The sequence below is a fragment of the Rhodococcus sp. NBC_00297 genome, from assembly GCF_036173065.1.
Classification (GTDB): Bacteria; Actinomycetota; Actinomycetes; order Mycobacteriales; family Mycobacteriaceae; genus Rhodococcoides.
The window spans coordinates 1,381,088-1,407,918 of record NZ_CP108041.1; the positions used below are offsets into that span (position 1 = coordinate 1,381,088).

Annotated in this window: 26 protein-coding genes; 10 read left to right on the forward strand and 16 right to left on the reverse strand. The window is 67.9% G+C overall.

What is annotated here, in order from left to right; genetic code table 11:
* Positions 1-17: 17 nt before the first annotated feature.
* Both OG947_RS06605 and OG947_RS06610 read left to right on the forward strand, forming a co-directional pair.
* Positions 18-368 carry a VOC family protein gene (locus OG947_RS06605; protein WP_222646528.1) on the forward strand — a complete coding sequence of 117 codons (351 nt, stop codon included), beginning with the start codon at positions 18-20 and terminating at the stop codon, positions 366-368.
* A 153-nt stretch (positions 369-521) separates the two neighbouring features.
* Complete coding sequence (locus OG947_RS06610; RefSeq protein WP_328813403.1) at positions 522-1,874, forward strand: MFS transporter; 1,353 nt, start codon at positions 522-524, stop codon at positions 1,872-1,874.
* Between the two features lie 10 nt (positions 1,875-1,884).
* Here OG947_RS06610 and OG947_RS06615 read toward each other — a convergent pair whose 3' ends face one another.
* From OG947_RS06615 to OG947_RS06625, 3 genes are all read right to left on the reverse strand, one after another.
* Complete coding sequence (locus OG947_RS06615; protein ID WP_328813404.1) at positions 1,885-3,780, reverse strand: putative bifunctional diguanylate cyclase/phosphodiesterase; 1,896 nt, start codon at positions 3,778-3,780, stop codon at positions 1,885-1,887.
* A 113-nt stretch (positions 3,781-3,893) separates the two neighbouring features.
* The gene (locus OG947_RS06620) at positions 3,894-4,358 is read right to left on the reverse strand and encodes a hypothetical protein (protein ID WP_027504413.1); all 465 of its coding nucleotides are present in this window, start codon (positions 4,356-4,358) and stop codon (positions 3,894-3,896) included.
* A 79-nt stretch (positions 4,359-4,437) separates the two neighbouring features.
* Entirely contained in the window at positions 4,438-5,376 is a 939-nt protein-coding gene (locus tag OG947_RS06625) for an SDR family oxidoreductase (protein WP_328813405.1), read from the reverse strand.
* 176 nt (positions 5,377-5,552) lie between these two features.
* On the opposite strand from OG947_RS06625, the gene OG947_RS06630 reads away from it, so the two are divergent.
* Positions 5,553-6,407, forward strand: a complete 855-nt coding sequence (locus OG947_RS06630) for a helix-turn-helix transcriptional regulator (RefSeq protein WP_328813406.1) — start codon at positions 5,553-5,555, stop codon at positions 6,405-6,407.
* A gap of 53 nt (positions 6,408-6,460) precedes the next feature.
* Here the strand turns inward: OG947_RS06630 and OG947_RS06635 are convergent, their stop codons facing one another.
* Positions 6,461-7,141 carry an SDR family NAD(P)-dependent oxidoreductase gene (locus OG947_RS06635; RefSeq protein WP_328813407.1) on the reverse strand — a complete coding sequence of 227 codons (681 nt, stop codon included), beginning with the start codon at positions 7,139-7,141 and terminating at the stop codon, positions 6,461-6,463.
* An 85-nt stretch (positions 7,142-7,226) separates the two neighbouring features.
* Between OG947_RS06635 and OG947_RS06640 the strand changes: the two genes are divergently transcribed.
* Complete coding sequence (locus OG947_RS06640; protein WP_056446440.1) at positions 7,227-8,054, forward strand: helix-turn-helix transcriptional regulator; 828 nt, start codon at positions 7,227-7,229, stop codon at positions 8,052-8,054.
* A 19-nt stretch (positions 8,055-8,073) separates the two neighbouring features.
* Here the strand turns inward: OG947_RS06640 and OG947_RS06645 are convergent, their stop codons facing one another.
* Entirely contained in the window at positions 8,074-8,958 is an 885-nt protein-coding gene (locus OG947_RS06645) for a LysR family transcriptional regulator (RefSeq protein ID WP_328813408.1), read from the reverse strand.
* Between the two features lie 14 nt (positions 8,959-8,972).
* On the reverse strand, positions 8,973-10,559 hold the full coding sequence (locus OG947_RS06650) for an MFS transporter (protein ID WP_328813409.1): 1,587 nt from the start codon (positions 10,557-10,559) through the stop codon (positions 8,973-8,975).
* A gap of 64 nt (positions 10,560-10,623) precedes the next feature.
* Here OG947_RS06650 and OG947_RS06655 point away from each other — a divergent pair, with 64 nt between their 5' ends.
* From OG947_RS06655 to OG947_RS06680, 6 genes are all read left to right on the forward strand, one after another.
* Positions 10,624-11,310 carry a TetR/AcrR family transcriptional regulator gene (locus tag OG947_RS06655; RefSeq protein ID WP_328813410.1) on the forward strand — a complete coding sequence of 229 codons (687 nt, stop codon included), beginning with the start codon at positions 10,624-10,626 and terminating at the stop codon, positions 11,308-11,310.
* A 230-nt stretch (positions 11,311-11,540) separates the two neighbouring features.
* Positions 11,541-12,575: an ABC transporter substrate-binding protein gene (locus OG947_RS06660; RefSeq protein ID WP_328813411.1), complete on the forward strand. Its 1,035-nt coding sequence runs from the start codon at positions 11,541-11,543 to the stop codon at positions 12,573-12,575.
* A 52-nt stretch (positions 12,576-12,627) separates the two neighbouring features.
* The gene (locus tag OG947_RS06665) at positions 12,628-13,413 is read left to right on the forward strand and encodes an SDR family NAD(P)-dependent oxidoreductase (protein ID WP_328813412.1); all 786 of its coding nucleotides are present in this window, start codon (positions 12,628-12,630) and stop codon (positions 13,411-13,413) included.
* Between the two features lies 1 nt (position 13,414).
* Positions 13,415-14,581, forward strand: a complete 1,167-nt coding sequence (locus OG947_RS06670; protein ID WP_222639902.1) for an ABC transporter ATP-binding protein — start codon at positions 13,415-13,417, stop codon at positions 14,579-14,581.
* A gap of 62 nt (positions 14,582-14,643) precedes the next feature.
* Positions 14,644-16,302: an ABC transporter permease gene (locus OG947_RS06675; protein WP_027504422.1), complete on the forward strand. Its 1,659-nt coding sequence runs from the start codon at positions 14,644-14,646 to the stop codon at positions 16,300-16,302.
* A gap of 10 nt (positions 16,303-16,312) precedes the next feature.
* Positions 16,313-17,077, forward strand: coding sequence for an SDR family NAD(P)-dependent oxidoreductase (locus tag OG947_RS06680; protein WP_328813413.1), 765 nt, complete (start codon positions 16,313-16,315; stop codon positions 17,075-17,077).
* 3 nt (positions 17,078-17,080) lie between these two features.
* On the opposite strand, the gene OG947_RS06685 is transcribed toward OG947_RS06680, so the two are convergent.
* The 10 genes from OG947_RS06685 to OG947_RS06730 all read right to left on the reverse strand — a co-directional run bounded on the left by OG947_RS06685 (position 17,081) and on the right by OG947_RS06730 (position 26,808).
* The gene (locus OG947_RS06685) at positions 17,081-18,097 is read right to left on the reverse strand and encodes an MBL fold metallo-hydrolase (RefSeq protein ID WP_442973096.1); all 1,017 of its coding nucleotides are present in this window, start codon (positions 18,095-18,097) and stop codon (positions 17,081-17,083) included.
* Positions 18,094-18,429 (reverse strand): EthD family reductase, encoded by a 336-nt coding sequence (locus OG947_RS06690; protein ID WP_328813414.1) that lies wholly within the window; start codon positions 18,427-18,429, stop codon positions 18,094-18,096. Before OG947_RS06690 ends, OG947_RS06685 begins: the two co-directional genes overlap by 4 nt.
* Before the next feature lie 92 nt (positions 18,430-18,521).
* The gene (locus tag OG947_RS06695; protein WP_027504426.1) at positions 18,522-19,145 is read right to left on the reverse strand and encodes a TetR/AcrR family transcriptional regulator; all 624 of its coding nucleotides are present in this window, start codon (positions 19,143-19,145) and stop codon (positions 18,522-18,524) included.
* Positions 19,146-19,214: 69 nt separating this feature from the next.
* On the reverse strand, positions 19,215-20,732 hold the full coding sequence (locus tag OG947_RS06700; RefSeq protein WP_027504427.1) for a class I adenylate-forming enzyme family protein: 1,518 nt from the start codon (positions 20,730-20,732) through the stop codon (positions 19,215-19,217).
* Positions 20,729-21,823, reverse strand: coding sequence for an alcohol dehydrogenase catalytic domain-containing protein (locus tag OG947_RS06705; RefSeq protein WP_328810382.1), 1,095 nt, complete (start codon positions 21,821-21,823; stop codon positions 20,729-20,731). The genes OG947_RS06700 and OG947_RS06705 overlap by 4 nt, the downstream gene beginning before the upstream one ends.
* Complete coding sequence (locus tag OG947_RS06710) at positions 21,823-22,596, reverse strand: SDR family NAD(P)-dependent oxidoreductase (RefSeq protein ID WP_328811687.1); 774 nt, start codon at positions 22,594-22,596, stop codon at positions 21,823-21,825. The genes OG947_RS06705 and OG947_RS06710 overlap by 1 nt, the downstream gene beginning before the upstream one ends.
* Before the next feature lie 22 nt (positions 22,597-22,618).
* Positions 22,619-23,380, reverse strand: a complete 762-nt coding sequence (locus tag OG947_RS06715) for an SDR family NAD(P)-dependent oxidoreductase (RefSeq protein ID WP_328813415.1) — start codon at positions 23,378-23,380, stop codon at positions 22,619-22,621.
* On the reverse strand, positions 23,377-24,579 hold the full coding sequence (locus OG947_RS06720; RefSeq protein WP_042575773.1) for an acyl-CoA dehydrogenase family protein: 1,203 nt from the start codon (positions 24,577-24,579) through the stop codon (positions 23,377-23,379). Before OG947_RS06720 ends, OG947_RS06715 begins: the two co-directional genes overlap by 4 nt.
* A gap of 52 nt (positions 24,580-24,631) precedes the next feature.
* Positions 24,632-25,603 carry a phosphotransferase family protein gene (locus OG947_RS06725; protein WP_328813416.1) on the reverse strand — a complete coding sequence of 324 codons (972 nt, stop codon included), beginning with the start codon at positions 25,601-25,603 and terminating at the stop codon, positions 24,632-24,634.
* Entirely contained in the window at positions 25,600-26,808 is a 1,209-nt protein-coding gene (locus OG947_RS06730; RefSeq protein ID WP_328813417.1) for an acyl-CoA dehydrogenase family protein, read from the reverse strand. The genes OG947_RS06725 and OG947_RS06730 overlap by 4 nt, the downstream gene beginning before the upstream one ends.
* Positions 26,809-26,831: the final 23 nt, after the last annotated feature.

A 26,831-nucleotide genomic window follows, 5' to 3' on the forward strand; every position in this document is an offset into this window, starting at 1 on the left:
GACGAGAGGACGAGCCCATGATCGACCACGTACTGACCGTCGTACCCGTGCGCGACATCGATGTCGCACGCGAGTGGTACACGCGCCTGCTGGGACGCGAACCCGACAACAACCCCATGCCGGGTCTGATCGAGTGGCAGATCGTGCCGGGGGCGTGGATGCAGGTGTTCCTCGATGCCGACCGGGCCGGCCGGACGCGGTCGAACCTCGCCGTCGACGACCTCGACGCTCACACCACCGAGCTCGCGGGCCGCGGACTCGCCGTCGGCGACACCACGGACGCCACCAACGGAGTTCGACTCGCGCCGATCACCGATCCCGACGGCAACGTCATCACCCTGATAGGCGGTTTCCGGACGGTGTACTGACCGACCCGACGATCGGGACGAATGTGTGCAGCCGAGTCACACGATGCGATAGAAAGTCAGAGTCATCCACGGTGCCCATGTCCTGTAGACGTTCGGATCAGCTCGAGCAGAACGGGTGACCGCGGGACAGCTCGTACGCCAGTGTCGGAGTACATGACTGCCCTCACCGACTCGGCCTCGTTCGAACCCGATGCCGACCGGCGCAAGCGCCTTCGCACGGTCGTGGCGTCGAGCCTCCTCGGCACCACCGTCGAGTGGTACGACTTCTTCCTCTACGCCACGGCGGCGAGTGTGGTGTTCAATCGCCTGTTCTTCCCGGATCAGTCGTCCTTCGTCGGCACCATGCTGTCTTTCGCCACCTTCGCCGTCGGATTCGTGGTGCGCCCCATCGGTGGAGTCGTCTTCGGATACTTCGGAGACCGTATCGGCCGCAAGAAGACACTGGCGTTGTCGATGCTGATCATGGGTGTGGCGACCACCCTGATGGGCGTCCTGCCGACGACCGAGGACGTCGGTCTGCTGGCTCCGATTCTGTTGTTGCTGTTGCGCATCGCACAGGGTTTCGCTCTCGGCGGCGAGTGGGCCGGTGCCGTGCTTCTGGCCGTCGAGCACAGCCCGGCGCGTCGGCGTGGATTGTTCGGAAGCATCCCGCAGGTGGGTCTCGCGCTCGGCCTCGCGTTGGGCACCGGAATGTTCGCCCTGCTGCAGGTGATCTTCGACGAAGAGCAATTCCTCTCCTACGGCTGGCGCATCGCGTTCCTCGTCAGTCTCGTTCTGGTGATCGTCGGTCTGGTCGTGCGCCTGAAGGTGGAGGAGACGCCGGCGTTCCGCGAGGTGTCGGAACTCCAGCAGCGATCGAGCGCACCGATCAAGGAGGTGTTCGCACGGCGCCATGCGCGACGCACCGTCCTCGGACTGCTGTCGCGATGGGGCGAGGGTGCCGCCTTCAACACGTGGGGTGTCTTCGCCATCACCTACGCGACGACACAACTGAAGTTCGACAAGGTCTCGGTCCTGCTCTTGGTCACCGTGGCGGCAGTGGTGATGGCGGTGCTCATCCCGGTGTCCGGGGTGCTCGTGGACAGGGTGGGCGCCAAGCGTGTGTACATCACCGGCATCGCGGCCTACGGGCTGGCCGTGTTTCCCGTGTTCGCCCTCTTCGACACGGGCAGCCTGTGGCTCTTCGGACTCGGACTGGTCCTGGTGTTCGGCATCGTCCACGCCACCTTCTACGGAGCACAGGGCACGCTGTACGCGAGCCTGTATCCGACCGAGATCCGCTACACCGGCCTGTCCGTGGTCTACCAGTTCTCCGGGATCTACGCCTCGGGCGTGACGCCTCTCGTTCTCACCGCACTGGTCGCCGCGGCGAGCGGGTCACCCTGGCTCGCGTGCGGCTTCCTCGTCGGCACGTCGGTGATCAGCGTCATCGCCACGGCGCTCGTTCGCGAGGACGATCTGCATCTGTCGCGCCCTCGCTCCGACGCGGAGACAGAGCACGACTGAGGTGAACGGTTCACACCTCGTGAACCGTCTCCGCCCGTGGCGCACGGAGCTCCAGCACGGCGGTGGTGCGCTCGGCGTCGACGGGTCTGCCGAGCAGGAACCCCTGCGCCAGATCGCATCCCGTCTCGGCGAGTGCATCGAGTTGCGCGCGGGTCTCGACGCCTTCTCCCACGACGATCATCTCGTACGCCTTGGCCAACGCGACGATGGCGGTGACGACCGCACGGCCCCGCCGGGTGTCGAGTGCGTCGATGTATCCCTTGTCGATCTTGAAGCACTCGAACACCGGAAACCGTTCGAGGTAGGCCAGGCTGCTGTGACCGGCGCCGACGTCGTCGAGGAGCAGCGCGACGCCCATCTCGGTCACCGCGCTGAGGTTCCGGGCGACGCGTCCGGTGTCGGCGAGCCACACCGTCTCGGTCACCTCGAGCCCCAGGGCCTGTGGCGGTAGGCCGGTCTCCCGGAGCACCGACGCGACCCGGCCGGGGAACGCCGGATCTCGCAACTGGAGCGCGCTGACGTTGACCCGCACGGTGATCGAGAAGTCCCTGCGCCATGTCGCCGCCTGGCGGCACGCAGTGCGTAGCGCCCAATCCCCCAGTACCGCAGCCAGACCGGTGCGCTCGGCCACCGCTACGAACTCGGACGGCTCGATCTGCCCGAGCGTCGGGTGATTCCAGCGTGCGAGTGCTTCGACGGACACCACCTCCCCTGTCGCGATGTGCACCAAGGGTTGGTACGCGAGGGTCAACTCGTCCTCGGCCAGGGCAGCCCGCAGGTCGACCGACAGGGAGCGGACGCGGTCGGCGTCGTAGTGATCGTCCTCGGCGTCGAAGACGGCATGCGCTCCGCCGCCGCCGTCCTTGGCGCGGTGCAGCGCCAGATCGACGCGCCGCAGCAACTCCCGCACCGTGACGCCGGGCTCGGACACCGCGATACCTATCGAGGCACTCATCGGAATGGGGGCATCGGCCGCGGACGGCGGCGCGGCGAGCGCGGCGGTGACACGGAACGCGAGATCCTCGGCGTTCCGGGCGTCGTCGAAGCCCCCGCAGACGACGAGAAACTCGTCACCTCCGAAGCGATACACCGCGTCCCGCGTTCGGACCGCGGCGACGAGACGCTCGGCGAACCGGACCAACGCGCGGTCCCCGGTGTCGTGTCCGAGGCTGTCGTTGATGATCGCGAAATCGTCGACGTCGAGGAGGAGCAACGCCACCTCGTCGCCCTGCGCACGCGCACGAGTCAACGCATCGCCCACCGCCGAGTAGGCCCGCGTGCGGTCCGGAAGTCCCGTGAGTGGATCGTGATCGGTCTGTTCCCGGAGAAGCCGCGAGAGGTCGACGCGTTCGAGCGCTGCGGAGAACACTCCGGCCACCGCCGACAGAAACGCGATGTCCGTGTCGTCGAACAGATTGGGTTCCGCCCCGAACACGATCAGCGCGCCCCACACCCCGGCGCTCGTCGTGATCGGCACAGCGGCGCCGCTGCGAAAGCCGACCGACGACATGGTGGACGTGTCGAACCGTGTCTCTGTCTCGCCGTCCGAGCAGACGGTCAATCGACCGTGCGCCAGAGCGAATCCGGCCAGGGAGCCGGCGCCGGACCGCACCTCGACATCGGTGCGCAGCACGTGGGTGACCGCGTCGATGCGCAGAAACGGATCCTCCGGACTCTCGTGCCGAGCGAGCGCCGCGGACGCCACCCCCACCAGGGTCGCCGCGGTGGAAGTCGCTGCGGCGGACACCTCGTCCAGGTCGGCGGAGACGGCGAGCCCACTGAGCCTGGCGAGCGCGGTCTGCGCCAGCGCGAAGCGTCGGGATGCACGAACGTCCGCGAGGACACGGGCGGGGATCGTCACCATCACTCCGTTCGGCGTCTGTGAGTCGATGGTCGGTTCGACCACGGGCACACGTCACGAGCGACAAACCCCGACATTCACGGCTTATGACCCGTCCAGCATCGCACGTCGATCGTTCCGTGGCCGTGCGAACGCCGACGGAGCCGAATGCACTCGTGTCAGGGGGCGGTCGGATAGTGACCGTCGGGTGCGTTGCTGACCACCAGGCTGCGACCCCGAAGGTCGTCGGGGAGCATGTCACGCCATCGCAGCGCCTCGTCGAGGTCGGTACTGGTCCACAGAGCCGACACCAGTTCGTCACGTCCCGTCGCGCGCGGCGATCGCAGTTCCACCGTGTACACGTACGGCAACGGATGGGGGCCGGTCATCGATGGTTCCCAGTCCGCGCGGTCGACTATCCGGCCGTCCGGACCCTCGATGTACTGCACCCGTGCTCCCCAGGCTGCGCAGTACGCGCGAGCCGTCCGCACCGCCGACGACACGTCGGCCGCTGCCCGCACCACCACGGTGTCGCGGTCGTCGATCAACCACACCAGGAACCGACTCGAGGGTTCGATGTCGGACGTGCCCATCACCTCGAGGAAGTCACACGAGCGCGGCGTCGGTTGAGTGCGATGAACCATGAAACACATTCGCACACGATCGCCGATCGGGATGCGTGCTCTTCCTCACCACGCGTGGTGAGGGTCCGGCGCCCGGTAGTCAGTCCGGGAACCCGACTCCGGCGAGCTCGGTCGACAGTTCCCAGACCCGTCGCGCCTCCGCACGATCGCGCAGCCGCGAGTACAGCTTCTGCGGTCCGGGACGCCCACCGAGGTGCCCGAGTCCCGCCGGCCCGTGGAAACTTCCGGACGTCACGTCGACGGCGGTCGCCGCGTACAGAGCCGGCAGCGCAGCGGTCTCGGTGGTGCCGACCAGTAATCCGCGACGGGACAGGGCCTCGATCACGCGACGGCTCGTCGTCTGCGAGGTCCGGTCGAGCTCGGGTCGCGCGGCGAGCAGACCTGTCGGCGCGATTCCGGGGTGCGACAGATGACTCGAGATACCCCAGCCACGCTGCGCGCTGAGCCGTCCCAGTTCGAGGCCGAACAGTCCGAAGGCGATCTTCGACTGGCTGTAGGCGCGCATTCCGTCGTACGACCGTTCCCAGTTCAGGTCGTCCCAGTTGATCGATCCGCTGTTCGCGGCAATGCTGATCTGTGAGACGACGCGGGCGCGCCCTGCTCGCAGCAGGGGAAGCAGACGGCTCACGAGCGCGACGTGGCCGAGGTGGTTCGTACCGAACTGCAGCTCGAATCCGTCCGACGTCGTCCGTCGCGACGGTGGAGTCATCACGCCGGCATTGTTCACGAGGATGCCGATCGGTCTGCCCTCCGACGACAGCGTGTCCGCGAGTGCGGACACGGAGTCGAGCGACGAGAGATCGAGGCGCCGGAGTGAGACGTCGGCGCTGGGATGAGCCTGCCTGATCGCGTCGATTGCCGCCTCCCCCTTGCTCTGCGAGCGAACGGGCAGGACCACCTCCGCCCCTGCTGCCGCGAGGCGACGGGAGAGGCCGAGGCCGATGCCGTCACTGCCGCCGGTGACGACAGCTCGGATACCGGAGAGATCGGGGACGGCGATGTCGATGGTGTGTCTCATGGGTCGCTCCTGATGGGTGTGAGGTGTCGTGTCGACGACGTGTGACCTCACCGTGCCGGGGTTCTCCCCCGACAACCAGGACTCGTCGATCCCCCGATGGCCGGGGCACCCCTTGCGCGTGAGAGGGGGATCGACAGACCCTGGTCGGCGCACGCGCCACGCGATAGGAAGAAGCAATGGAGATCGACAGAGCAGGGCTGGCCCAGTTTCTCCGGGGTCGCCGCAGCGCACTGCAACCCGAGGACGTGGGTCTTCCACGAGGGCTGCGACGTCGGACCGACGGGTTGAGGCGCGAAGAGGTCGCGGCACTGAGCCACATGTCGACCGACTACTACGCCCGTATCGAGCGGGAGCGAGGACCCCAACCGTCCGAACAGATGGTCGCCTCGATCGCACAGGGACTGCATCTCTCGCTACCCGAACGCGACCACTTGTTCCGGCTCGCCGGCCACACCCCACCGACACGCGGGGCCGTCGGCGATCACATCGGTCCGGGCCTGCTGCGCATATTCGACCGACTGCACGACACTCCCGCCGAGATCGTCACAGAGTTGGGAGAGACGCTGCGGCAGACGGCACTCGGTGTCGCGCTCACCGGTGATCAGTCCGGCTGGACCGGGCCCTCACGCAGCATCGGGTATCGGTGGTTCGCCGACCCGGCGAGCAGGAACCTGTACGCCCCCGAGGATCACGCGCACCTCACCCGAACATGGGTGTCCGGCCTACGCGAGGTCGCCACTCTTCGCGGACCCGACTCGCGCGCTGCGCGTCTCGCGGCGACGCTGCTTCAGGAGAGCGACGAATTCCGCACCGTCTGGGAGCGGCACGAAGTAGGAGTGCGGCCGGCCGAGACGAAGCGATTCGTCCACCCGGATCTCGGCCGCCTCGAACTGTCCTGCCAGACGCTCGTCGATCCGCTGCAGTCCCATTTCCTTCTGGTCTACACCGCAGTTCCCGGCAGCCCGAGTCACGAGAAGCTTCAGCTGCTCCCCGCGCTGGGAACACGAACGTCCACGACACCGGGCCCGTGACGAACACGCAGTCACGTCGAGGAATCTGTGCCATCAGCCGAACGACCGCCTGCTCACAACTCGATCCGCCCGGTGCGGTCGTGGAACTCCCCCGTGGGTCCGTCGCTGCCGAGCAGGGCCAGGCGAACGGTGGCGTCGGTTCCCTCCGCGACGGTCTGATGCCCGGTGTTCCCGTTGAGGTCGGTGGCCGTGTAGCCGGGGTCGGAGGCGTTGATTCGTATCTCGGGGAGGTTCTTGGCGTACTGCACGGTGAGAGTGATGACGGCCGCCTTCGAGGCGGCGTACGGGATGGCGGCGACAGGGAACTCGTCTCGGCCGGGATCCTGGAGGAAGCGGCCCATTCCCACACCCGAGGCTACGTTGACGATCACCGGATTCGACGACTGCCGCAGCAGCGGCAGCGCTGCTTGCGTCACCCGGACGATGCCGACGACGTTGGTGTCGAGGGTGTCCGCCATGGAGTCGGCGTCCAGGTCGTCGACACCGCCGCCGTGTCCGATGACGCCGGCGTTGTTGATCAGGACGTCCAGTCGGGGAAGTGACGACACCGACGCGGTGACCGAGTCGGTGTCCGTCACGTCCAGTCGTAGTACGTGTGCGCCGAGTGCGCGGACGTCGTCTGCCCTGTCGGGGTCGCGGACGCCGGCGTACACGTCGACACCGGAGTCGACGAGTCGTCGCGCCGTCTCGAGTCCGAGGCCCTTGTTCGCTCCCGTGACGAGTGCTGTTGTCATGTCTCGATCCTGTGGCCCGGTGACGTGCAAGTCCAGGTACTGCCGGTACCACCCGCGCTCCGGCGACGCGGTGCACGATGGTGGCATGAGTGAACTGTCGACGGTGCTCCGGGCTTGGCGGGACCGGACTCGACCGGAGGAGGTCGGCCTGCCCGCCGTCCCCGGCAGACGAGCTCCCGGACTGCGCCGTGAGGAACTCGCCACGTTGGCGTCCATCAGCGTCGACTACATCGTCCGCCTCGAGCAGGGGCGGGCGCGGCACCCGTCGGCGCAGACCGTCGCCGCGTTGGCGCGAGCGCTGCGACTGAACGACGAGGAAGTGGATCACCTGTATCGGGTGGCCGGACTGGCATCACCGAACGGGCGCCTCGTACCGCACCACATCGGGCCCGGCGTGCGGCGCATGGTCGACCGCCTGGACGACGTGCCACTGGCGGTCTTCACGGCCGCGTGGGACATCGTCCATCACAACGGCCTCTGGGCAGCCATCAGCGGGGACCCCGCACTGCGACACGGTGTCGACCGCAATGTGGTGTGGCGCCATTTCACCGACGACTTCACCGGCGTCGGCTACGACGACCGCCATCACGAGGAATTCGGCGAGGACCTCGTCGCCGATCTTCGAGCGGCACACGCCCGCTATCCCGACGACCCGTATCTGACCACCCTCGTCACCCGACTCCGGGCGAGGAGTGCGGACTTCGACGCTCGCTGGGGTCGCGCCACCATGTCGGTGCACAAGGCAAGCCGCAAGGTGATGACGACGCCGGTGGGACCGATCGCCGTCGACTGCGATGTGCTCACGGCACCGGGCAGCGATCTGCGCATCGTGGTCTACACCACCGTTCCCGGCTCCGAGGACGAGCAACGTCTGGAGTTGCTGCGCGTCGTCGGCACGCAGACTCTGGTGTGAGCCGGTCGCGGGGAGCGGGTCAGGAGCGGCGTGTACCGATGCCCCGCGACACGAGATCGGCCACGAATCTTTGTGTCAGCGCGTCCGATTCCGCCCCGACCATCACGACGACCGACCTCGTCAGTGGAGGTGTCATCGACTTGACGATCCCGGCGAAGCGAGCGGGAACGGCGGTGGCCGGCACGAGCGCGACCCCCAACCCTGCGTGAGCGAGTTGTGCTGCCGTCGTGGCATGTCGAGTGTGCGTGACAGCGTCGAACTGGACTCCGTGCGTCGCAGCCACGGTGTCGAACCATCCACGAAGGCCGTTCGACGGGTGGTAGTGCACGATCGGCCTGCCGGCGAGGTTCGGCCAGGAGACGGCGTCCTCGTCGGCGAGATCGAGACCTTCCGGAATCACGACCAGGATCTCCTCGGTCCCGATCTCGGTCATCGCTGCGGACCCGCGCGACGGCGCCGGCCCCACTGCGATGTCGAGGTCGCCGTCCGTGATCGCCGTCGCCATCGCGTCGGCGCTGGTGTACTCGGTCAGATCCAGACCGATGTCCGGGTGCTTCCGGGTCCAGGTGCGCAACGTCGGCGCCAGGGTCTGGACGGTCATGCTCTCCGCACACCCCAGGCGTAGCCGGCCCGCATCACCCTGTGCCGCAGCGTGTCCGGTTCGCAGAACGCGCTCGGCCGCTGCCAACGCGATCCGCGCATCGACGAGAACGGCACGGCCGGTGGGCGTGGGACGCACGCCTCGCGGAAGCCGCTCCAGCAGAGGACTCCCGATCTCCGTCTCCAACGACGCGAGGTGATGGGAGAGCGCGGGCTGCGACAGATGCAGCTGGGCTGCTCCCGCGGTGACAGAGCCGGCGTCGACGACGGCCACGAAGCATTCCAGGGCTCGCAGAGTCGGCACCGATGGAGCGTATGTCAGCGGCGCACGCTCACGTCGGGGTGATCGTGCGACTCGTCGTCGGAATGCGGAGGGAGGGGATGCGAGGGGAGAAAGACCAGCGTCAACACACCGGCCACGGCGGTGACCATCCCGGCGACGAGACTGCCGGTGGTGAAGCCGTCGACGAAGCGTTCGCGTGCGAGATCGGACAGTTGCGACCCGAGCAGTGCCCCGGTGGCACCCAACGAGTCCGCCGCCTGGCGTGCGGCTTCGAGCGCGGCGCCCACCGACTCCTGCGCGGGTTCCATCAGGACGGTCGGCAACTGCGTCGTGTTCAGACCGTCCCGGTACACCGACAGAGCGACCGACCCGATCACGGCGACACCGAGTGTTCCGCCGAGCTCGCGGGTGGCATCGTTGACCGCTGATCCCATCCCGGCCTTGTCGGTCGGAACGACTCCCATGATCGCCTCCGTCGCAGGGGCACTCGTCAGACCCAGGCCTGCGCCCAGCAGCACCATCTGACCCGCGATCTGCAGGTAGGACGTGCCCGTGTCGATCTGCGAGATCCACAGGAACGCAGCCGTCAACGATGCCAGGCCGGCGGCCACCACGATCTTGGAACCGACCAGTACCGCCAGGCGGGGACCCACCAGCGAGAACACTGCCAGCGATCCCGCGACGGGCAGCATGCGCACGCCGGTCTCGAGGGCACCGAAGCCGCGCACGGACTGGAAGTACTGGGTGACGAGGAAGATGAACCCGAACAGCGCGAAGAACGCACTGGTGACCGCCCCACTGGCAGCCGTGAAGCGCATGTTCGTGAACAGCCGCACGTCCAGCATCGGGTGGCGAGCGCGCGACTCCCGGAGAACGAAGGTGACCAGCAACGCGGCGGCCACACCGAATCCGAGCGCCGTCGACGCCGAGGACCACCCGCGGCCGGGGCCTTCGATGATGGCGTGCACCAGTGACCCCAGGGCCAGCACGGACAGAAGCAAGCCCGACTTGTCCAGCGGCGGGGTCGACGGATCACGGGAGTTCGGCACGAAACGCACTGCGAGAGCGATGGTTGCGACAGCAGCGAGGCCGTTGAAGACGAAGATCGATCCCCACCAGAAATGTTCGATCAACGCCCCACCCACCACGGGTCCGACCGCGACCGAGACGCCGGTCGCCGCGCCCCACAGTCCGATGGCCATGACGCGTTCGGACCGCTCCTGGAACACGTTGGTCAGAATCGACAGCGTCACCGGGTACACCACGGCAGCCGCGACACCGGCCAGCGCCCGCCACGCGATCAGCTGGGCGGGCTCACCACTCCACGCCCCACCCACCGATGCGACCGCGAAGAGCACGAGCCCGCCCACGAGGAAGGGACGGCGACCGAACCGGTCGCTGAGCGATCCCCCGGCCAGCACCAACGCAGCGAATGCCAGATTGAAGGCATCGACCACCCACAGCAGATCGCGCGTGGACGCCCCCAGGTCCTCGACGAGGGTGGGCAGCGCGATGTTGACGATCGTGGTGGACACGTTGACCACGAACACCGCGCAGCACAGCGTCACCAGGGCGGCCATCTTGCGCGAGCGGAGGGCCGGCACCGCGGCGAGGAACGTCATAACAAAGTTATAGCAGGCGCGGCGGGCTCGTCGCATCCGGACGTCATCGTGGGACCATGACGTCATGGCCGCTCGACGAGACACCGACCGCACGGCGGACGACGGATCCACCCGCGAGCGCCTCGTCGACGCCGCCGTCGCTGTCCTGGCAGAGGAAGGCCCTGCCGAGATGAAGGTCCGTCGCATCAGCGACAGGGCAGGCTCCTCGACGATCACGGTCTACCACCACTTCGGGAACGTGGGCGGGCTGCTCGACGCTGTCGTGGTGCGGGGATACGCGACGCTGACAGGGACTCTCGAGGACGCGGCCGCGTCGAACGACGACCCCGGTGTGCAGCTCTTCGCCATGGCCCTGGGAGCCAGAGGTTTCGCGCAGCGCAATCCGCACCTCTACGACCTGATGTTCGGACTCTCGCCGCGCGGAACCTACCGCGCGTCCGCTCCCCTTGTGCCACAACAGCATTTCCGCAGGGCCTACGCCGTTCTGGTACGCAGCTGCCACCGACTGGTGACGGCCGGTCGCGTCGACATCGACGACCCGGAACAGATCGCCGCCCAGTTGTGGAGCCTGGTACACGGGTTCGTCTCACTCGAAGCGGCCGGCCACTTCGCCGATCACAGCGACCCAGTCGCGAGCGTCCTCGCGCCCATGGCTGTCGCCCAGCTCGTCGGTATCGGCGACGACCGCGCTCGGGCCACCCGCGGAGCGCTCGACGCCTACGCGACCTGGACCGCGACGGCAGTCGAGTAAGAGAACGCCCTGCCCGCTCGAGAGCTCGCCGATCGCGACTGCGACAACCTCGCAACCCGGATCGCGGCGCGCGGAGATGGGCACAGGCCCGTCGTGCCCGTCGTCGCACTGCCCTCACCTGCGTGATTGACATCACAAGGACGTCATACTACTTTCAAACTGACATCAGTTCAGGAAGTCCACTCGCACCGACAGCCGAGCGGCCCTGTGAGTCCGAGAGAGGTCTGACCATGCGGAGGATTCCCCGAGCCATCGCCACCGTTGCCATGGCAGCGTCGGCGTTCGCGCTCACAGCGTGCGGCGGCAGCACCACCCCGTCCGGGCCCGTCGAGGGCAGCTGGGACGACGTCGTCGCCGCGGCGAAGACGGAGGGCAGCGTGATGCTCTACTCCAGCCAGAAGCCTGCGAACCTCGACGCGCTGAAGGCCGCGTTCACGCAGAAGTACCCGGAGATCTCCATGGACTTCGTGCGCGGAACGGATTCCGAGATCAATCCCCGTGTCGAGACCGAGAACCGCACGGGTACAGGCATTGCCGACGTCCACATGGTGACCGACGCCTCGTGGATCGCCAGCGCGTCCGAGTCCGGCACCTTCTCCACCGAGATCGTGGGTCCGGACTTCGACGCACCCGACTACGACCGCGCGGCCAGCGTGAAGAACGACCGCTTTTTCCTCTCGTCCGCCGCTGTCTTCGGCCTCGGGTGGAACACCGCCGCGGTGCCCGACGGTCTCGAGACCCCGCAGGACATTCTGGACCCGGCCTACCGCGGCCGCATCGGCATCGTCAATCCGACGGGCATCGCGTCGTACGTCGACCTGTATCGGCACTACGCCGAGAACTACGGCGAGGACTACTGGGACAAGCTGGCCGAACTGCAGCCGCGTGTCTACCCGAGCGCCCTGGCCGTCGCGCAGGCCCTGACGTCGGGTGAAGTGGTGGTCTCGCCCAGCGTCCAGCCGCTCGTCACCGAGGTCGACGCGGGCGCTCCCGTCGACTGGGTGCTGCCGGAGAACCCTTGGGGCACACCGTGGTACACCGAGGTCCTGAGTGCGGCGCCGCATCCGAACGCGGCTCAGGTCCTGGCGGACTTCATGGTGACCGCCGAGGGACAGGCCGCGCTGAACGGTGGCTACGCCGCCGCGCTGCCGGATGTTCCGGGCGCCGTCGAGCGGGCACAGAACATCGCCTCACCCGATCCCGCCGATCTGACCCCCGAGAACGTCGACCGGTACTCGCAGGAATGGTCGCAGCTCTTCCAGTGACGGGGACGCGACCGCTCTCGACCATCCGAACTCGTCATCCAGGGAGGTGATCATGGACGCTCGGACAGCGCCTTCACACGGCTCACGTGTGCTCGTCACCGGCGCCGCGCGCGGCATCGGTGCGGCATGTGCCGCGCGCTTCGCCTCTTCCGGAGCGACCGTGTACGTCACGGACGTGGACGACGAAGGTGGTCGCGCGGTCGCCGACACCCTCGGACCGTCGGTTCGCTACCTGCATCTGGACGTGGCGTCGGAAGCCGAGTGGGACGCGTGCGTGCAGAGAATCGAAGCGGACGGTGGAGGCCTCGACGTGCTGGTGGCCAACGCCGGGGCGGCGCACCGCGGCGACATCGCCGACACCTCACTGGCCGACTTCCGCCGCATGCTCGACATCAACCTGGTCGGCACCTTCCTCGCCCTCAGGACGGCGAGCACCGCCGTGAAGTCCGGCGGTTCCGTGATCACGGTGTCGTCCCTGCGCGGAATCCTCGCGACAGCAAAGCTCGGCGCCTATGGCGCCTCGAAGTTCGGTGTGCGGGCCCTCACCCGAGTGGCTGCGCTCGAGCTCGCCGAGCGGGGGATCCGAGTCAACTCGGTGTGCCCCGGAAGCATCGACACCGACATCACCGGTAGCGAGGACTTCGCCGACCACGATGTCGCCGGCTATGTGCGCACCATTCCGATGCAGCGGCGGGGCACCACCGGCGACGTCGCGGACGCCGTCGTGTTCCTCGCCGGATCCGAGAGCAGCTACATCACAGGAACCGACCTCGTCGTCGACGGTGGTCTGGCGGCCGGCGCGCGAACACCCACACACACCTCTGGACAGAAGGCATGAGATGACCGATCGCTTCACCATTTCCGGACTGACCAAGACGTACGGCAGCACGAAGGTCGTGGACGGTCTCGACATCGACATCGAGCAGGGCGAGTTCCTGGTTCTTCTCGGCCCGAGTGGCTGTGGAAAGACCACCACGCTGCGGTGCCTCGCGGGGCTCGAGACGCCCCAGGGCGGGCGTATCTCGTTCAAGGACAGGACGGTCTTCGACGCGGACCAGCGAGTCGACGTCCCCGCGCACAAGCGCAACATCGGCATGGTTTTTCAGTCCTACGCCCTGTGGCCGCACATGACGGTGCGCCGCAACATCAAGTACCCCCTCGACGTCCGCGGACTCACCAAGTCCTTCGGACCGGGAGCCGTCGAGGCAGCGGCCGACATGGTGGACTGCGGCGCACTGCTCGACCGGTATCCGTCGCAACTCAGTGGTGGCCAACAGCAGCGCGTGGCGGTCGCCCGCGGGCTGGTCGCGCGTCCGGACCTCATCCTCTTCGACGAGCCGCTCAGCAACCTCGATGCCCGGCTGCGCGATCAGGTCCGGTCCCAGATCCACCGCCTGCACCGCGAACTCGGGTTCACCGCCGTGTTCGTGACCCACGACCAGTCCGAGGCATTCGCACTGGGCGATCGTCTGGCCATCATGAAATCGGGTCGCATCGAGCAGCTCGACACGCCGTCGAGCGTGTTCGAGAACCCAGGCTCGGACTACGTCGCGGCATTCATCGGCATGGCCAACAAGCTCGAACTGCGCAGGGCGCACGACGGCTGGCAGACCTCCGCGGGTGACGCGATCGATCTCCGCGACTCGGTGGTCCGCGATCGTGCCGACGAGGGCGATTCCGCGGTCGCACGGCTGCGTCCGGACGACCTGCTCCTGCACCGCAGCATGGCCGAGGTTCCGCCCGGCCACGTCGGACTGCACGCCGCCCTCGTCGATCACGAGTACGGAGGTCGGCACTTCGATGTGACCGTGCGGTCCGGCGCCGAGACACTCACCCTGCGTGCGTCGGCCGCCGAGCACGGCCTCGCGCTGCGTTCGGCCGAGCCGGGTGACGCCGTGGTCGTCTCCTTCTCCCCCGCAGCGCTGCGGGTGTTCCCCTCGGCGCCCTCCACCGCGACCGCCGCGGACACCGCACCCGTCGCCGCAGCAGTGGGGAGCGCATCGTGACCGCCACCCTCACACCCCCCGACACCGACACGACGCCGCCGCCGGCGGGACGACGGTCACGGCTGACCGGCCCCTGGCGTGCCCGGCTCGGTTACGGCATTCTTCTCGCCGTTCTCGCCTATCTGGTCGTCCTCCCCATGGTGCGTCTGCAGATGCTCGCGTTCGAGGACGGAGCGCGGGGCTACCGCAGCCAGTACGGACGGTTCGACATCGCCCAGACACTGTGGACAACAGTGATTCTGGCGCTGGGATCGCTCGTCATCGCGCTCGTTCTCGGCACCCTGCTCGCCTACGCCGCGAGCCGCCTTCCGGCGCGACTCGGGTTCCTCAAGATGATTCCCATCCTGCCCATCGTGCTTCCCGCGGTCGCCAACATCGTCGGCTGGGCCTTCCTGCTGTCACCAGGACCCGGCTACCTCAATGTCGTACTGCGCGCGCTGCCCTGGTGGAGCGATCTCGAGAGCGGCCCCGTGGACGTCTACACGGTGCCGTGGATCGTCATCCTGACCGGATTCGGTCTGACGTCGTTCGTCTATCTCTTCGTGTCCTCGGGAATGGACAACATTAGTTCGGAGCACCTCGAGGCCGCTCGGATCAGCGGATCGTCCTCGATGGGTGTGTTCTTCCGTATCGTTCTCCCCCTGCTCCGTCCGTCGCTCATCTACGGCGGTGGTATCGCGTTCCTCCTCGGTCTCGGCCAGTTCACCGGACCACTCCTGTTGGGTCAGAACAGCGGAGTGAAGGTCCTCACCACCGAGATGTACCGGCGGGTGTCGGAATCACCGTCCGACTTCGCGGCCGCCGCAGCTGCCGGTTCACCCCTCGTCCTGTTCGGACTGGCGCTGGTTCTGGTGCAGAAGATGTTGCTGGGCAATCAGAGCCGGTTCGTCACTCACGGCGGCAAGGCGTTCTCCGCACCCTCGGGCCGCGGAACGTGGGCGGCCGTCACCATCAGTGTGTACGCCCTGTTCGCGCTGCTGATCCCCATCGTCGGACTCGTCATCGTGTCGCTGACCCCGTACTGGTCGGACACCCTGACCCTGGATCTGTTGACGCTGGACAACTTCCGGGCCCTCATCTCCGACGACGCGATCGTCTCGTCCGTACTCACCAGCATCCTCACGTCCCTCGCCGCGGTGGCCGTGTGCATCCCCATCGGGTACGTCATGGCCAACCTGTTGGTCCGCGGTCGTCGCTTCCGCGTCCTGGGCATGATCGGCGACTTCATCACCGCCCTGCCACTGGGTATCCCCGCGGTCATCTTCGGTGTGGGGTTCCTGCTCACGTACACCGAACCTCCGTTGATCCTCTACGGCACTCGCACGGTGATCGTGCTCGTCTACATCGTGCTGATGTTGCCGTTCTCGGTCCGACTGCAGATGACGGCGATGCTCGCGCTGGGCAACACCTACACCGAGGCCTCGGCCACCAGCGGCGCCTCGCCCGTGGTGACCAATCTTCGAATTCTGTTGCCACTCATGCGAGGAGCCATCTTCGGCGCCGTCGCCCTGATGTTCATCCTTCTGACTCACGAGTTCGCCGCCTCGCTGCTCGTCCGCGCCTCGACGACCCAGGTCATGGGCACCCTGCTCTACGACATGTGGCAGAACGGCTCGTACCCGCTCGTCGCGGCGATGGCGCTGCTCATGACCGCGGTGACCACCACGGGAGTCGCGATCGCCATGCTCGTCGGCGGTCGCAACGTCCTCAGCAAGCTCTGAAAGGCACACCATGCCCGAAGGCAGTACCCGTCTGACCGACAAGGTGATCCTCGTGACCGGCGCGACCGGCGGGATCGGTGTCGACATCGTGACGAGGCTGGCGTCCGAGGGAGCCAGCGTGATCGTCACCGATGTCGACCAGAGCGCCTGCGACGCAGCGGCGCACGCGCTGGAACGCCCCGACTCGCATCTGGCGTGCGCGCTGGACATCACCGACGAGGAGCAGTGGGCGGCGACCCTCGCCCTCGTGGAGGACCGTCACGGCACGCTCGACGCCGTCGTCAACAACGGTGCGATCGGATCGCTCGCCACCGTCGTCGACGAGACGGTGGAGCAGTATCGCCGCGTCGTCGAGGTGAGTCAGACCGGTACGTGGCTGGGGATGAAGCACGCCGGCGCCCTGATCGAGCGGACCGGCGGCGGATCGGTGGTCAACATCTGCTCCATCCTCGGCAGCGTCGGCGGACTGGGCAACAGCATCGCCTACGCCGCGGCGAAGGGTGCCGTGCGGACCATGACGAAGAACGCGGCGCTGCACTGGGCCCGCCTCGGGGTGCGGGTCAACTCGATCCACCCCGGTTTCATCGCGACCCCGCCACTGCTCGCGCGCTACGAGGGCACACCGCGCCACGAGGCCATGCTGGCCGGCACACCGATGGGACGACTGGGTTCCGGCGCGGAAGTCGCTGCCGCGGTGGCGTTCCTGGCCGGTGACGATGCACGCTTCGTGACCGGTACCGAGCTGTACGTCGACGGCGGGTGGACCGCCGCCTGAGTCTCAGGCGACGCTGAACACGTCGACGCCGTCCTGGTTCTCCACACGCAGCACGCCCCGGTGGACGTCCAGATCGAGGTGGGCCAGGGTCTCGCAGACCGCGACCATGCGATCGAACGTTCCGAGATCCGCGAACGGGCGATCACGACGGGTCCACGGAAGGCGCTCGGCCACATCGAGGCCGGTCGCCCGGGTCAGGTCGGCGACGACCGCACGGGTCGCCGCCAAGCGGCGGGCGTGGTGATCGAGGAGTTCGCGCACGCGCGCGTGCAGACCGACACCGGTGTCCCCGTGAGCGGGCAGCACCGTGCGATCCCGATCGTCGAGCATCATCTCCAACGACTTCAGGTAGTGCCCCAGGGGCAGGTCCCACTCACCGAGTTCGAATCCGATCGACGGGGTGATGGTCGGCAGAACGTGGTCGCCCGTGTAGCTGATGTCTCGGTCGAGATCGTGGAACACCATGTGGCCCTTGGTGTGGCCGGGCGTGTGCACCGCGGTCAACCGGTGTCCGGGGATGTCGAGGGCGCCCTCGGTGAGCCACGCGTCCGGCGGCTCCCAGTCGTCCGAGTCGAAGTCCTCGTCGCTGGTGTCCAGGCGAACCGCTCGCGCGATGTCGTCGGCGCCGGCCCGTTCCAGCTCACGCAGTGACGATGTCGGCATGTTGGAGGCAAGCTCCCCGATGGCGACGATCCCCGGCGCCTCGGCCGACCCGAGGTGGATGCGGCAGCCGTGTCGACGGCGGAGGTCGACGGCGAAGGTGTAGTGGTCACGGTGGACGTGAGTGACGAACACGTCGTGTACGTCGTCCGGTCGGCAACCGAATTCGCCCAGCGCGGTGGAGAACTCGTCATATGTACCCGGCCGTCGCCATCCGCCGTCGATCAGCGCCAGGCCCCTGTCGGTCTCCAGGGCATAGACGTTGATGGCACGGAGTCCGTCGGACGGCATCTGCAGTGGCACCCGGTGGATGCCGTCCGCGATCCGAACGGATCCCGGATCGGACCACCGGGCGGTCACGAGGTGGTCGACGTGTCGGCGACCATGGTCCGCTCGTCGCCGTACCAGATCATCCGTCGCCCACGCATGGTTCCGACGTGCTCGACGGCGACCTTCCACTCCGGACTGGCGAGCGCGGTCTTGAGATCGTCGCGCGAGGCGAAGCTCAGAATGGACAGTCCGTCCCACCCGGCGCTGCGCTCGTCTATCGAGTGGACGATGTCGATGTGCTGCCACCGCAGCAGGCCCGGGAGCGGGTAGGTCACCTCCGCGTGCTCACCGCGCCACCACGTCATGAACTGCTCGTGCGTCCAGTCGTTCGGACGGGCGGCGAGAACCATCAGATCGAACATGATTTCCTCCAGGGTGTGGTCAACATGAATTCGGTTCGGTATGGATAGACGTGATCGACACGAATGACCGAGCCGGGCTCAGCGCCCAGCGGTCAGGGGCGCACCATCTTGAGCACCGCGGTGGTGACGGTCTCGGCGATCTCGTCGAGGGTGGCGGGGCCGTTCGGCCGGTACCACCGCCACACGCTGATGACGAGGGCGAGGACCAGGCGTCCCACCGTCTTCGGATCTCCCTCGGCGAAGACCCCGTCGTCCATGCCACTGGCGATCAATCTCGTCCACCGACGCTCGATCTCCTGGACCAGCTCTCGGGACTGGAGACGCTCGGCCTCCTCCTTCCCCGACTGCCGCTCCGTCGCCAGAAGGTCCATGTGGTTCTGCAGGATCCGGCGCTGCAGAGCGTCCAGCGGCGAGGCCTGGAGAGCTCCCGCGACGGCGGCTCGCAGTGCCGCCTCCGGGTCGCTCCGGTCGGCCGTGGCCGCGTCGAAGCGCTCGACGGAATCCGCCAGTTCCAGACGCATGATGGTGAGCAGACAGTGCGCTTTGGATTCGAAGTAGTGGTAGAGCGCGGTCTGGCCTATTCCGACCTCGTCCGCCACCGACGCCCACTTGGTGTGGTCGTAGCCCACCCTGCCGAACTGCTCGATGGCGACGGTGAGAATACGAGACCGCTTGGAGCGCGGGCTCTCGCGGCGTGCCGTCGTTCCGACGCTCATCGCGGCAACCTCGAAGACTGGCCCGGCCGGCCTCCGGCCTCCCCGCAACGTGTCAGCATCGTGCTCATGTTACTCGTCCCGAGGTGAATTCGGATCGGGAACACCGGCGAGACGCGCTGCCATCCGCACGGCATCGGGTCGGGAGAGCTTCCCGACACGGTTCTGCGGCAGATCGTCCACAGCGAAGACGTACTCCGGCCAGTTGTGTCGTGGCACGCCGCGACGGGACAATCCGTCCGTCACCTCGGCCAGACCGAGAGCGCGTCCGTCGGTCACCACGAGGGCTCCGGCGCGCTCGGACAGCAGCTCGTCCGGGATCGGCACCACGCAGACCTGCACGATGCCGGGGACGCCGGCCACCGCCGCCTCGACCTCGTTGATGTCGATGTTGCGACCACCACGGATGATGATCTGCTTCTGCCTGCCCATCACGGTGATGGTGCCGTCGGTCGCCACCTCGACGAGGTCACCGGTCGGCAGGTATCCGTCGTCGGTCAGTGTCGGTGCCGCGACCTGTCCTCCCCGTGCATACCCGACGAACATCGAGGGTCCGCGGACCTGCGCGTCACCGATCTCCCCGGTGCCCACGTCCTCCCCCGCACCGTTCACGGCCCGCACGATCGTGCCGGGGAACGGCCGTCCGTCCGTACCGAGGCGAAGTCGAGGATCGTCGTCCGGGGTCGCGGTCGTGTGACCGAGGCACTCCGACATGCCGAACACCCGGAGGAACGTCGTTCCCAGGAACTGCTCGGCCCGTTCGAGAGCCGACGCGTTCATGGGCCCGCCGCCGACCGTCATCGCCCGCATCCCCGCGAGTCGACCGGCCCCGTTCTCGACGAGGGACAGCTGCAGCGCCATCGTCGGCACCAGCATCGTCCAGCGGACGTCGTGGGCGGCCATCGCGTCGAGTGCGGCCGCCGGTGACCACTTGCCGATCGACACCATCGGTCCGCCCACGAACAGCGGCAGATACATCCCGAAACATGCTGCGGCGACGGAGGACAGGGGGACGAAGGCGCCCACCGCGTCGCCCGGCCGCAGACCCACGGCGTCCCTCGTGCACGAACAGGCGTAGCGCAGTGCGTCCTCGGACTGGACGACGCACTTCGGGCGACCGGTGGATCCGGAGGTCATCGCGATGACACTGCCTCCGTTCCAGCGCGACACACCTCGCGGATCACCACGGCGAGCACGCAGATGACGGTCACCGACCGCCGCGTCGCCCGACGGGAAGTCCTGGTCGGACACCCCCCACTGTTCGAGTGTGCGAAGGTCGGCCACCACCATGTCGGGGTCGACGTCCTCGACGGCGAGCACGAATTCCGATGCTGTGGCATGCGGGCTGAGCACGGCGACCACGCCTCCGCGCAGACCGACCGACAGTGCGGTGGCCACCGTCTGCCAGGTGTTGTCCGCCTGGATCAGCACAGTGGGAGGTGTGGGGTCGTGCTGTGCCATGTGCTCGGCTCCGCGTTCGGCGGCAGCCATCACGTCGGCCAGTCGATGGGTGCCGTGCAGGTCGATCACGGCGATCGCGTCGGGGTGTTCCCGGACGCGGTCTCGCAGTTCGAGCGCGAGAGTCTTCACTGACGGTGGTCCTTTCCGGCATCACGTTCTGGGGTGGGCTCGTCGGACGTGGTGGGCAGGAGCACGGTTCGGCCGGCGTCCTCCCCGGCACGCAGACGCGCATAGGCGTCGATCGCCTCGTCGAGAGGTCGCGTGGTCACCTCGGGCAGCAGCGCCCCGGACTCCGCGAGCGCCACCACCTCCACCAGATCCGCCCGACTGCCCCAGAAGGGGGCCGAGACCTGCCACCCGGCGGCGATCCCCCGGTTCTTGGCCACCGACACGGACCCTCCGGCGCCCCCCACCACGACGAGGCGTCCTCCGGGTACGAGCGTGGCCAGCCCCTCGGCCATCGTGTCGTCGCTGCCGACGAAGTCGAACACCACGTCGACGCCCCCGAGATCTCTCGTGGCAGAGGCCGCCTCGGCCAGTGACGAGTACACCGCGGCGGCGCCCATGGTCGTCGCGGATCTCCGAGCCGCGTCGCGCGGATCGACGGCCACCACGTGGCCGGCTCCCAGCAGCGACGCCATTCGGACCGCGAGGTGACCGAGACCGCCGACACCGACGATCGCGACCACGGCGTTCGAGTCGAGGAGGTCGGCCTGACCGCTGACGGCGTGATGCACGGTGGCGCCCGCATCGGCGAGGGGCGCTGCGAGTTCCGGTGCCAGGGAACCGGTGTCGACCAGCACCCCACCGTGCGGAACCACCATGTACTCGGCCAGTCCGCCCGGCGCGCCGAGGCCGTTGCCGATCACGGCGAGCCTGCCGTCGACCGGCCGCAGTGCCAGACAGTAGTTCTCCCGACCCCGGCGGCAGTTGCGGCAGGTTCTGCAGGACCACACGCCGTGGACGACCACGGACGATCCCACCGTGCTCCCGTCGGCATCGGGGCCGGCAGCGACGACGCGTCCGGCCACCTCGTGTCCCAGCGTGAGTGGCAACGGGTAGTCGAACCGTCCGGCCGGCGCATCGCAGACGGACAGATCGCTACGACACAGACCCGCCGCCGTGACTTCGAGCAGCAACTGCTCGCCCGTCGGTTCGGGAACGGGAATGTCCCGCAGCTCGGGAGCGGAGCCCCACTCGAGCAGTTGCACGGCCAGCATCAGCGCGCCGTCCAGCCGCCGTCGACCACCAGGGTGTGCCCGGTGACGTACGACGAGGCATCGGAGGCGAGGAACAGCACCGCGCCGTCCACCTCGCCCGCAGTACCCCCGCGACCGAGCATCGTGTTGCGCCGCACCCACCCGGCCGACTTCTCGTTCTCGAAGAGCCCGTCGGTCATCTCGGTGTCGAACCACCCGGGGACCACCGCGTTCACGCGGATCCGTCGTCGTCCCCACTGCCCGGCGAGTTCACGGGTCAGGCCGAGCACACCAGCCTTGGACGCCGCGTAACTCGCACCGCCGATGGGGGCGGTCGAGACGAGACCGACGACCGACGAGATGTTGACGATGGAGACCGGGGCGGAGTCCGGCGTCGTCGAGGCGACGTGCACCGCCAGGTGGAAGCCTGCGAGGAGGTTCACCTCCAGGATCGCCGAGAAGCCCTCCGCGGTCTCCTGTTCCGCGTCCGGCGGGCCGGGCATGCCGGCATTGTTGATCAGGATGTCCAGGCGCCCGGTCTCCTCGCGGCACCGATCCACCAACGCTCGACGGTCCTCGTCCGAGGTCACATCGCATCGCACGGGAACGAGGCCAGGGACCGTCTCCGCCACCGCGGCCAGACGATCCGCGCGGCGTGCCGCCGCGTACACCGTGGCTCCTGCGGCGGCGAGCGTACGGGCGAACCCGAGACCGAGACCGGACGACGCTCCGGTCACCACCGCAGTTCGACCGGTCAGATCGAACAGGGCACTGGGGGTCGGGGTGTCGTTCATGTCCGTCACGTCGTTGTCCTCCTCAGTAGACCGCGGTGCGGCCGCCGTCGACGGGAATGATGGCACCCGTCGTGTACGACGAGGCGTCACTCGCGAGATGTACGACGAGACCGGCGATCTCCTCGGGGCGACCCAGACGTCCCGACGGCAGCCGGTCGACGATCTTGCCGACGAACTCGTCGTCCCAGTGCTCGGCCATGTCCGTGGCAAATCCCCCGGGCATCACGCAGTTCACTCGCACGTGCGGCGCGTACTCCTGTGCGAACGCCATGGTCAGCGCATTGAGGCCGTTCTTGGCCGCGGCGTACATGGCTTCGGGCGGACTCGGTCGTACGGCGCCGATGCTCGAGATGTTGATGATCGACCCGCGCCCGGCGGCCGCCATCCGCGCTCCGGCCACTGCCATCAGCCTGAACGGACCCTTGAGGTTGACCTCGATGGTTTTGTCCCACAACCCTTCCGTCACTCCGACGAGGTTCTTGGACAGCGGTGCGATGCCGGCGTTGTTGACCACGACGTCGAGTGAGCCGAACTCGTCGACGATGGCGTCGACCGCGGGTTCGATCTCGTCCCAGCGACCGACGTGCAGAGCGTGGGCGTGAGCGCTGCCCACCGTCGACGGTCCGAGTGAGGCGACTGCTTCCTCGCACGCCTCGAGTTTGCGGCTGGACACCACGACGGTGGCTCCCGCGTCGCGCAGTCCACGAGCGATGGCGAGGCCGAGGCCGCGGCTCGCGCCGGTCACGAGAGCCACTCTGCCGGTGAGGGAATGCGTATCGGTCATCGGTACTTCTTCGTCTCGAGGCGGGCGATCGTGCGGAGATGCACCTCGCTGGGTCCGTCCGCGATCTGGAGGGCGCGGGTGATGGCGTGCAGGCGGGCCAGGACGAAATCGTCGCTGACCCCGGCCGCTCCGAACGTCTGGACAGCACGGTCGACCACCTTGTGCGCCACCTCCATCGCCGCGACCTTGATCGCGGCGACCTCGGAGCGCGCCGAGGCGTTACCGCGGGTGTCCATCATCCAGGACGACTTCAGGACCAACAGTCGGATCTGGTCGATCTCGATACGACTGCGTGCGATCCACTCACGCACGACACCGCGATCGGCGAGCGGGGCACCGAAGGCCACTCGGTCGAGCGAACGGCGGCACATCATCTCCAGAGCGCGCTCGGCCATGCCGACGGCGCGCATGGCGTAGTGCATCCGGCCGGGGCCGAGACGACCCTGCGCGATGGCGAAACCGTCGCCCTCGGCTCCCAGCATGTTCGAGGCCGGCACCCGGACATCGGTGAACTGGACGTCGCCGTGCCCGAGACGGTCGTGGAAACCGAACATCGGGAGATCGCGCAGGACCTCGATGCCGGGACTGTCGGCGGGAACCAGGATCATGCTCTGCTGACGGTAGGTCGGACCGTCCGGATCCGACTTGCCCATGAAGATGATGAGCTTGCAGTCCGGGTCGAGAACACCCGAGGTGTACCACTTTCGGCCGTTGAGCACGTACTCGTCACCGTCGCGCCGGATCGTCGAGGTGATGTTGGTGGCGTCGGAGCTGGCCACGGCCGGTTCGGTCATGGCGAACGCGGACCGGATACGACAGTCGAGCAGGGGCTCGAGCCAGTCCTTCTTCTGCTCCTCGGTACCGAACATGGCGAGGATCTCCATGTTGCCGGTGTCCGGGGCGGAGCAGTTGATGGCCTCGTTGCCGATGATCGAGCGCCCGACCACCTCGGCGAGAGGGGCGTACTCGAGGTTGGTGAGTCCGGCCCCGAGCCCGTCGTGCGTCATGAACAGGTTCCACAGTCCCTGCGAGCGCGCGGTCTCCTGCAGTTCGCGCATCACCGCCGGCTGCTCGTGCTTGTTCGTGTTCGCCGCGATCTGCGCGTCGTACACCTTCTCGGCGGGCAGAACATGGTCGGTCATGAATGTCTCGAGGGTCTCGAGCAGCGCGTCGGTACGAGCACTGTAGGAGAAGTCCACGGTTGGCCTCCTGGAGGACGGATCGGGCGAGTGGATACGAGGGCGAGGGAGCTCAGGCGAGCAGGGCGGTGCCGGTGTCGATCAGCCGAGAGATGGTGGCGGGCAGCTTCTCCTGGTCCGGATCGTGATGACGGCCCTCCCGGTGACGACGCAGGTTGTGCCCCATGATGGCGGCCATCTTGAGTCGTCCCAGGGCGTCGAACCACGGCAGGTCGGGCAGGTCACGTCCCGCACCGGCGTAGATCTCCACCAACTCGTCGGCGCTCGGCAGACCGGGGACGGACCGCCCGACACCGGGGAAGTTGTCGCCGTCGGCGAAGACGAGGAACCACCCCAGCTCGACTCGGGGGTCGCCCACACTCCAGATCTCCCAGTCGATGAGCGCGACCGGCTCGGTGCCGTCCGCGATCAGGTTGCCCAGGCGATAGTCACCGTGCACCAGCGTCGACGAGACCGCGTCCGGGACGCGGGCACCGAGGAGGCTCAGCAGTCTGTCTCCGCCCTCCACCAGTTCCGGTGGAACGGCGCCCAGAGTGCGAGCCCACCGGGCGAGTTCGTCACCCGGTGTGAGTGTGGGGCCGGCGTCGGGCACTGCTCGGTGATCGACCGAGTGCAGCTCGGGCAGGACCGCTGCCGCACGCCGCATGCGCGCTGCCGCCAGCTCCGGGTCGACCGCCGGATCGTCCAGAACAGGCTCGAGCGACTCACCGCGGACGAATGTCATGGCGTACCAGGAGGGCTCGGTGTCGTCCACCATCACAATCGTGGGCACCGGCACCGACGTACCTGCGAGTTCCCGCATGATGGTCGCCTGCCGCAGCATGTCGTGGCGCCCGACGGGGCGCTGCCCCGCGGGCACGGCCTTGACCACCAAGTCGGTGTCGTCGGTCCGCACGCGGTAGGTCAGGCCGGAGTGTCCTCCGAGGAGTGGATCGAAGCTGCGCAGCGATCCGAGGCCGCCGGTCTCGAGCTTCTCGGCGACGCGTTGCTGTAGTGCGGAGTGTGTCGTGTCGTCGGTGGTCACGGCCTCGGCTCTCGGGGAAGGCCGAGAACGCGCTCGGCGATGATGTTGTGTTGGATCTCGTCGGTGCCGCCGGCGATGCGGTATCCGGGCGCGCCCAGGACGTGTTCCGTCCAGGCGAACGTGCCCCATTCACCGGTGTCGGACACCAGATCGGAGCCGAGCATCCGCCGGACCGCCGCCGACGTCCGGGACATCGTGGTGGTCGCGAGCAGTTTGCCGACGGACGCCTCGGGGCCGGGATCGCGTCCGGAGACGACGACGCCGGCGACGCGCATGGCGGTGACGCGCTGAACATGGCTGTGCACGACGAGATCGGCAACCTGATCCAGCTCGATCTCGGTGAGGGGCCGACCCAGATTGCGTGCCAGTTCCACGGCACGGTCGGCGTTCGCCAGTCCGAGGTTGCCACCGTCGAGTCGTTCGGCCGCCAGCACGGTGAGAGCGACCTGCCACCCCTGCCCCTCCGGGCCGAGACGGTGCGCATCGGTCAGCCGCACGTTCTCGAGGTACACCTCGTTGAACGAGCTGCCACCCGTCATCTGCCGGATGGGGCGGACGGAGACGCCCTCCGCGTCCATCGGGACCAGGAAAACGGTGAGGCCCTTGTGCTTAGGCACCGAGGAATCGGTGCGGCACACTGCCACCCCGATGTCCGAGACCGTGGCTCCCGACGTCCAGACCTTGTGGCCGTTCAGCACCCACCCGTCGCCGTCACGGACCGCGCGGGTGCGGACGGCCGCGAGGTCGGAACCGGCCTCGGTCTCCGAGAAGAGTTGGCAGGCCATGAGGTCGGTGCGCAGCATCGCTCGCACGTACGTGGCGCGCTGCTCCGGCGTGCCCCATTTCTCGATCGTGGGCGCCACCAGTTGCTGTGTCACGGAGAACATCTCGGTGCGGCGCGGGACATCGAACCGGTCCTCCGCGCGGCGGAAGGCGAGTACGTGGGAGAGCGGAAGATCTCGTCCACCGTATTCCGCGGGCCAGTCGAGCGGACCCCACCCGGCGTCGAACTTCCGCCGTTCGTAGTCGCGGACGACGTCCGTGTGTCGTCGTTCCTCCTCGGGCGTCCAGTTCTCGAAGACGGCCACCGAGTCGGAGCCCTCGCCCCACGTCGTGCTGGTCCGCGGTGCGGCCACGCTGCTGAGCCACTCCGTCGCCTCGGCGGTGAAGGCTCGGACGTCGGACGACACGGTGCTGGTACTCATGGACTGACCTCGCTGGTCGGATC

What these genes read in the sequence shown, in the direction of transcription:
- OG947_RS06710 (WP_328811687.1), bottom strand. Translation starts at nt 22,596, where the DNA reads ATGAACGACACCCCGACCCCCAGTGCCCTGTTCGATCTGACCGGTCGA.
- OG947_RS06625 (WP_328813405.1), bottom strand. Translation starts at nt 5,376, where the DNA reads ATGAGACACACCATCGACATCGCCGTCCCCGATCTCTCCGGTATCCGA.
- OG947_RS06680 (WP_328813413.1), top strand. Translation starts at nt 16,313, where the DNA reads ATGCCCGAAGGCAGTACCCGTCTGACCGACAAGGTGATCCTCGTGACC.
- OG947_RS06690 (WP_328813414.1), bottom strand. Translation starts at nt 18,429, where the DNA reads ATGTTCGATCTGATGGTTCTCGCCGCCCGTCCGAACGACTGGACGCAC.
- OG947_RS06670 (WP_222639902.1), top strand. Translation starts at nt 13,415, where the DNA reads ATGACCGATCGCTTCACCATTTCCGGACTGACCAAGACGTACGGCAGC.
- OG947_RS06620 (WP_027504413.1), bottom strand. Translation starts at nt 4,358, where the DNA reads ATGGTTCATCGCACTCAACCGACGCCGCGCTCGTGTGACTTCCTCGAG.
- OG947_RS06605 (WP_222646528.1), top strand. Translation starts at nt 18, where the DNA reads ATGATCGACCACGTACTGACCGTCGTACCCGTGCGCGACATCGATGTC.
- OG947_RS06650 (WP_328813409.1), bottom strand. Translation starts at nt 10,559, where the DNA reads ATGACGTTCCTCGCCGCGGTGCCGGCCCTCCGCTCGCGCAAGATGGCC.
- OG947_RS06705 (WP_328810382.1), bottom strand. Translation starts at nt 21,823, where the DNA reads ATGCTGGCCGTGCAACTGCTCGAGTGGGGCTCCGCTCCCGAGCTGCGG.
- OG947_RS06640 (WP_056446440.1), top strand. Translation starts at nt 7,227, where the DNA reads ATGAGTGAACTGTCGACGGTGCTCCGGGCTTGGCGGGACCGGACTCGA.
- OG947_RS06610 (WP_328813403.1), top strand. Translation starts at nt 522, where the DNA reads ATGACTGCCCTCACCGACTCGGCCTCGTTCGAACCCGATGCCGACCGG.
- OG947_RS06715 (WP_328813415.1), bottom strand. Translation starts at nt 23,380, where the DNA reads ATGACCGATACGCATTCCCTCACCGGCAGAGTGGCTCTCGTGACCGGC.
- OG947_RS06635 (WP_328813407.1), bottom strand. Translation starts at nt 7,141, where the DNA reads ATGACAACAGCACTCGTCACGGGAGCGAACAAGGGCCTCGGACTCGAG.
- OG947_RS06695 (WP_027504426.1), bottom strand. Translation starts at nt 19,145, where the DNA reads ATGAGCGTCGGAACGACGGCACGCCGCGAGAGCCCGCGCTCCAAGCGG.
- OG947_RS06730 (WP_328813417.1), bottom strand. Translation starts at nt 26,808, where the DNA reads ATGAGTACCAGCACCGTGTCGTCCGACGTCCGAGCCTTCACCGCCGAG.
- OG947_RS06660 (WP_328813411.1), top strand. Translation starts at nt 11,541, where the DNA reads ATGCGGAGGATTCCCCGAGCCATCGCCACCGTTGCCATGGCAGCGTCG.
- OG947_RS06655 (WP_328813410.1), top strand. Translation starts at nt 10,624, where the DNA reads ATGGCCGCTCGACGAGACACCGACCGCACGGCGGACGACGGATCCACC.
- OG947_RS06630 (WP_328813406.1), top strand. Translation starts at nt 5,553, where the DNA reads ATGGAGATCGACAGAGCAGGGCTGGCCCAGTTTCTCCGGGGTCGCCGC.
- OG947_RS06665 (WP_328813412.1), top strand. Translation starts at nt 12,628, where the DNA reads ATGGACGCTCGGACAGCGCCTTCACACGGCTCACGTGTGCTCGTCACC.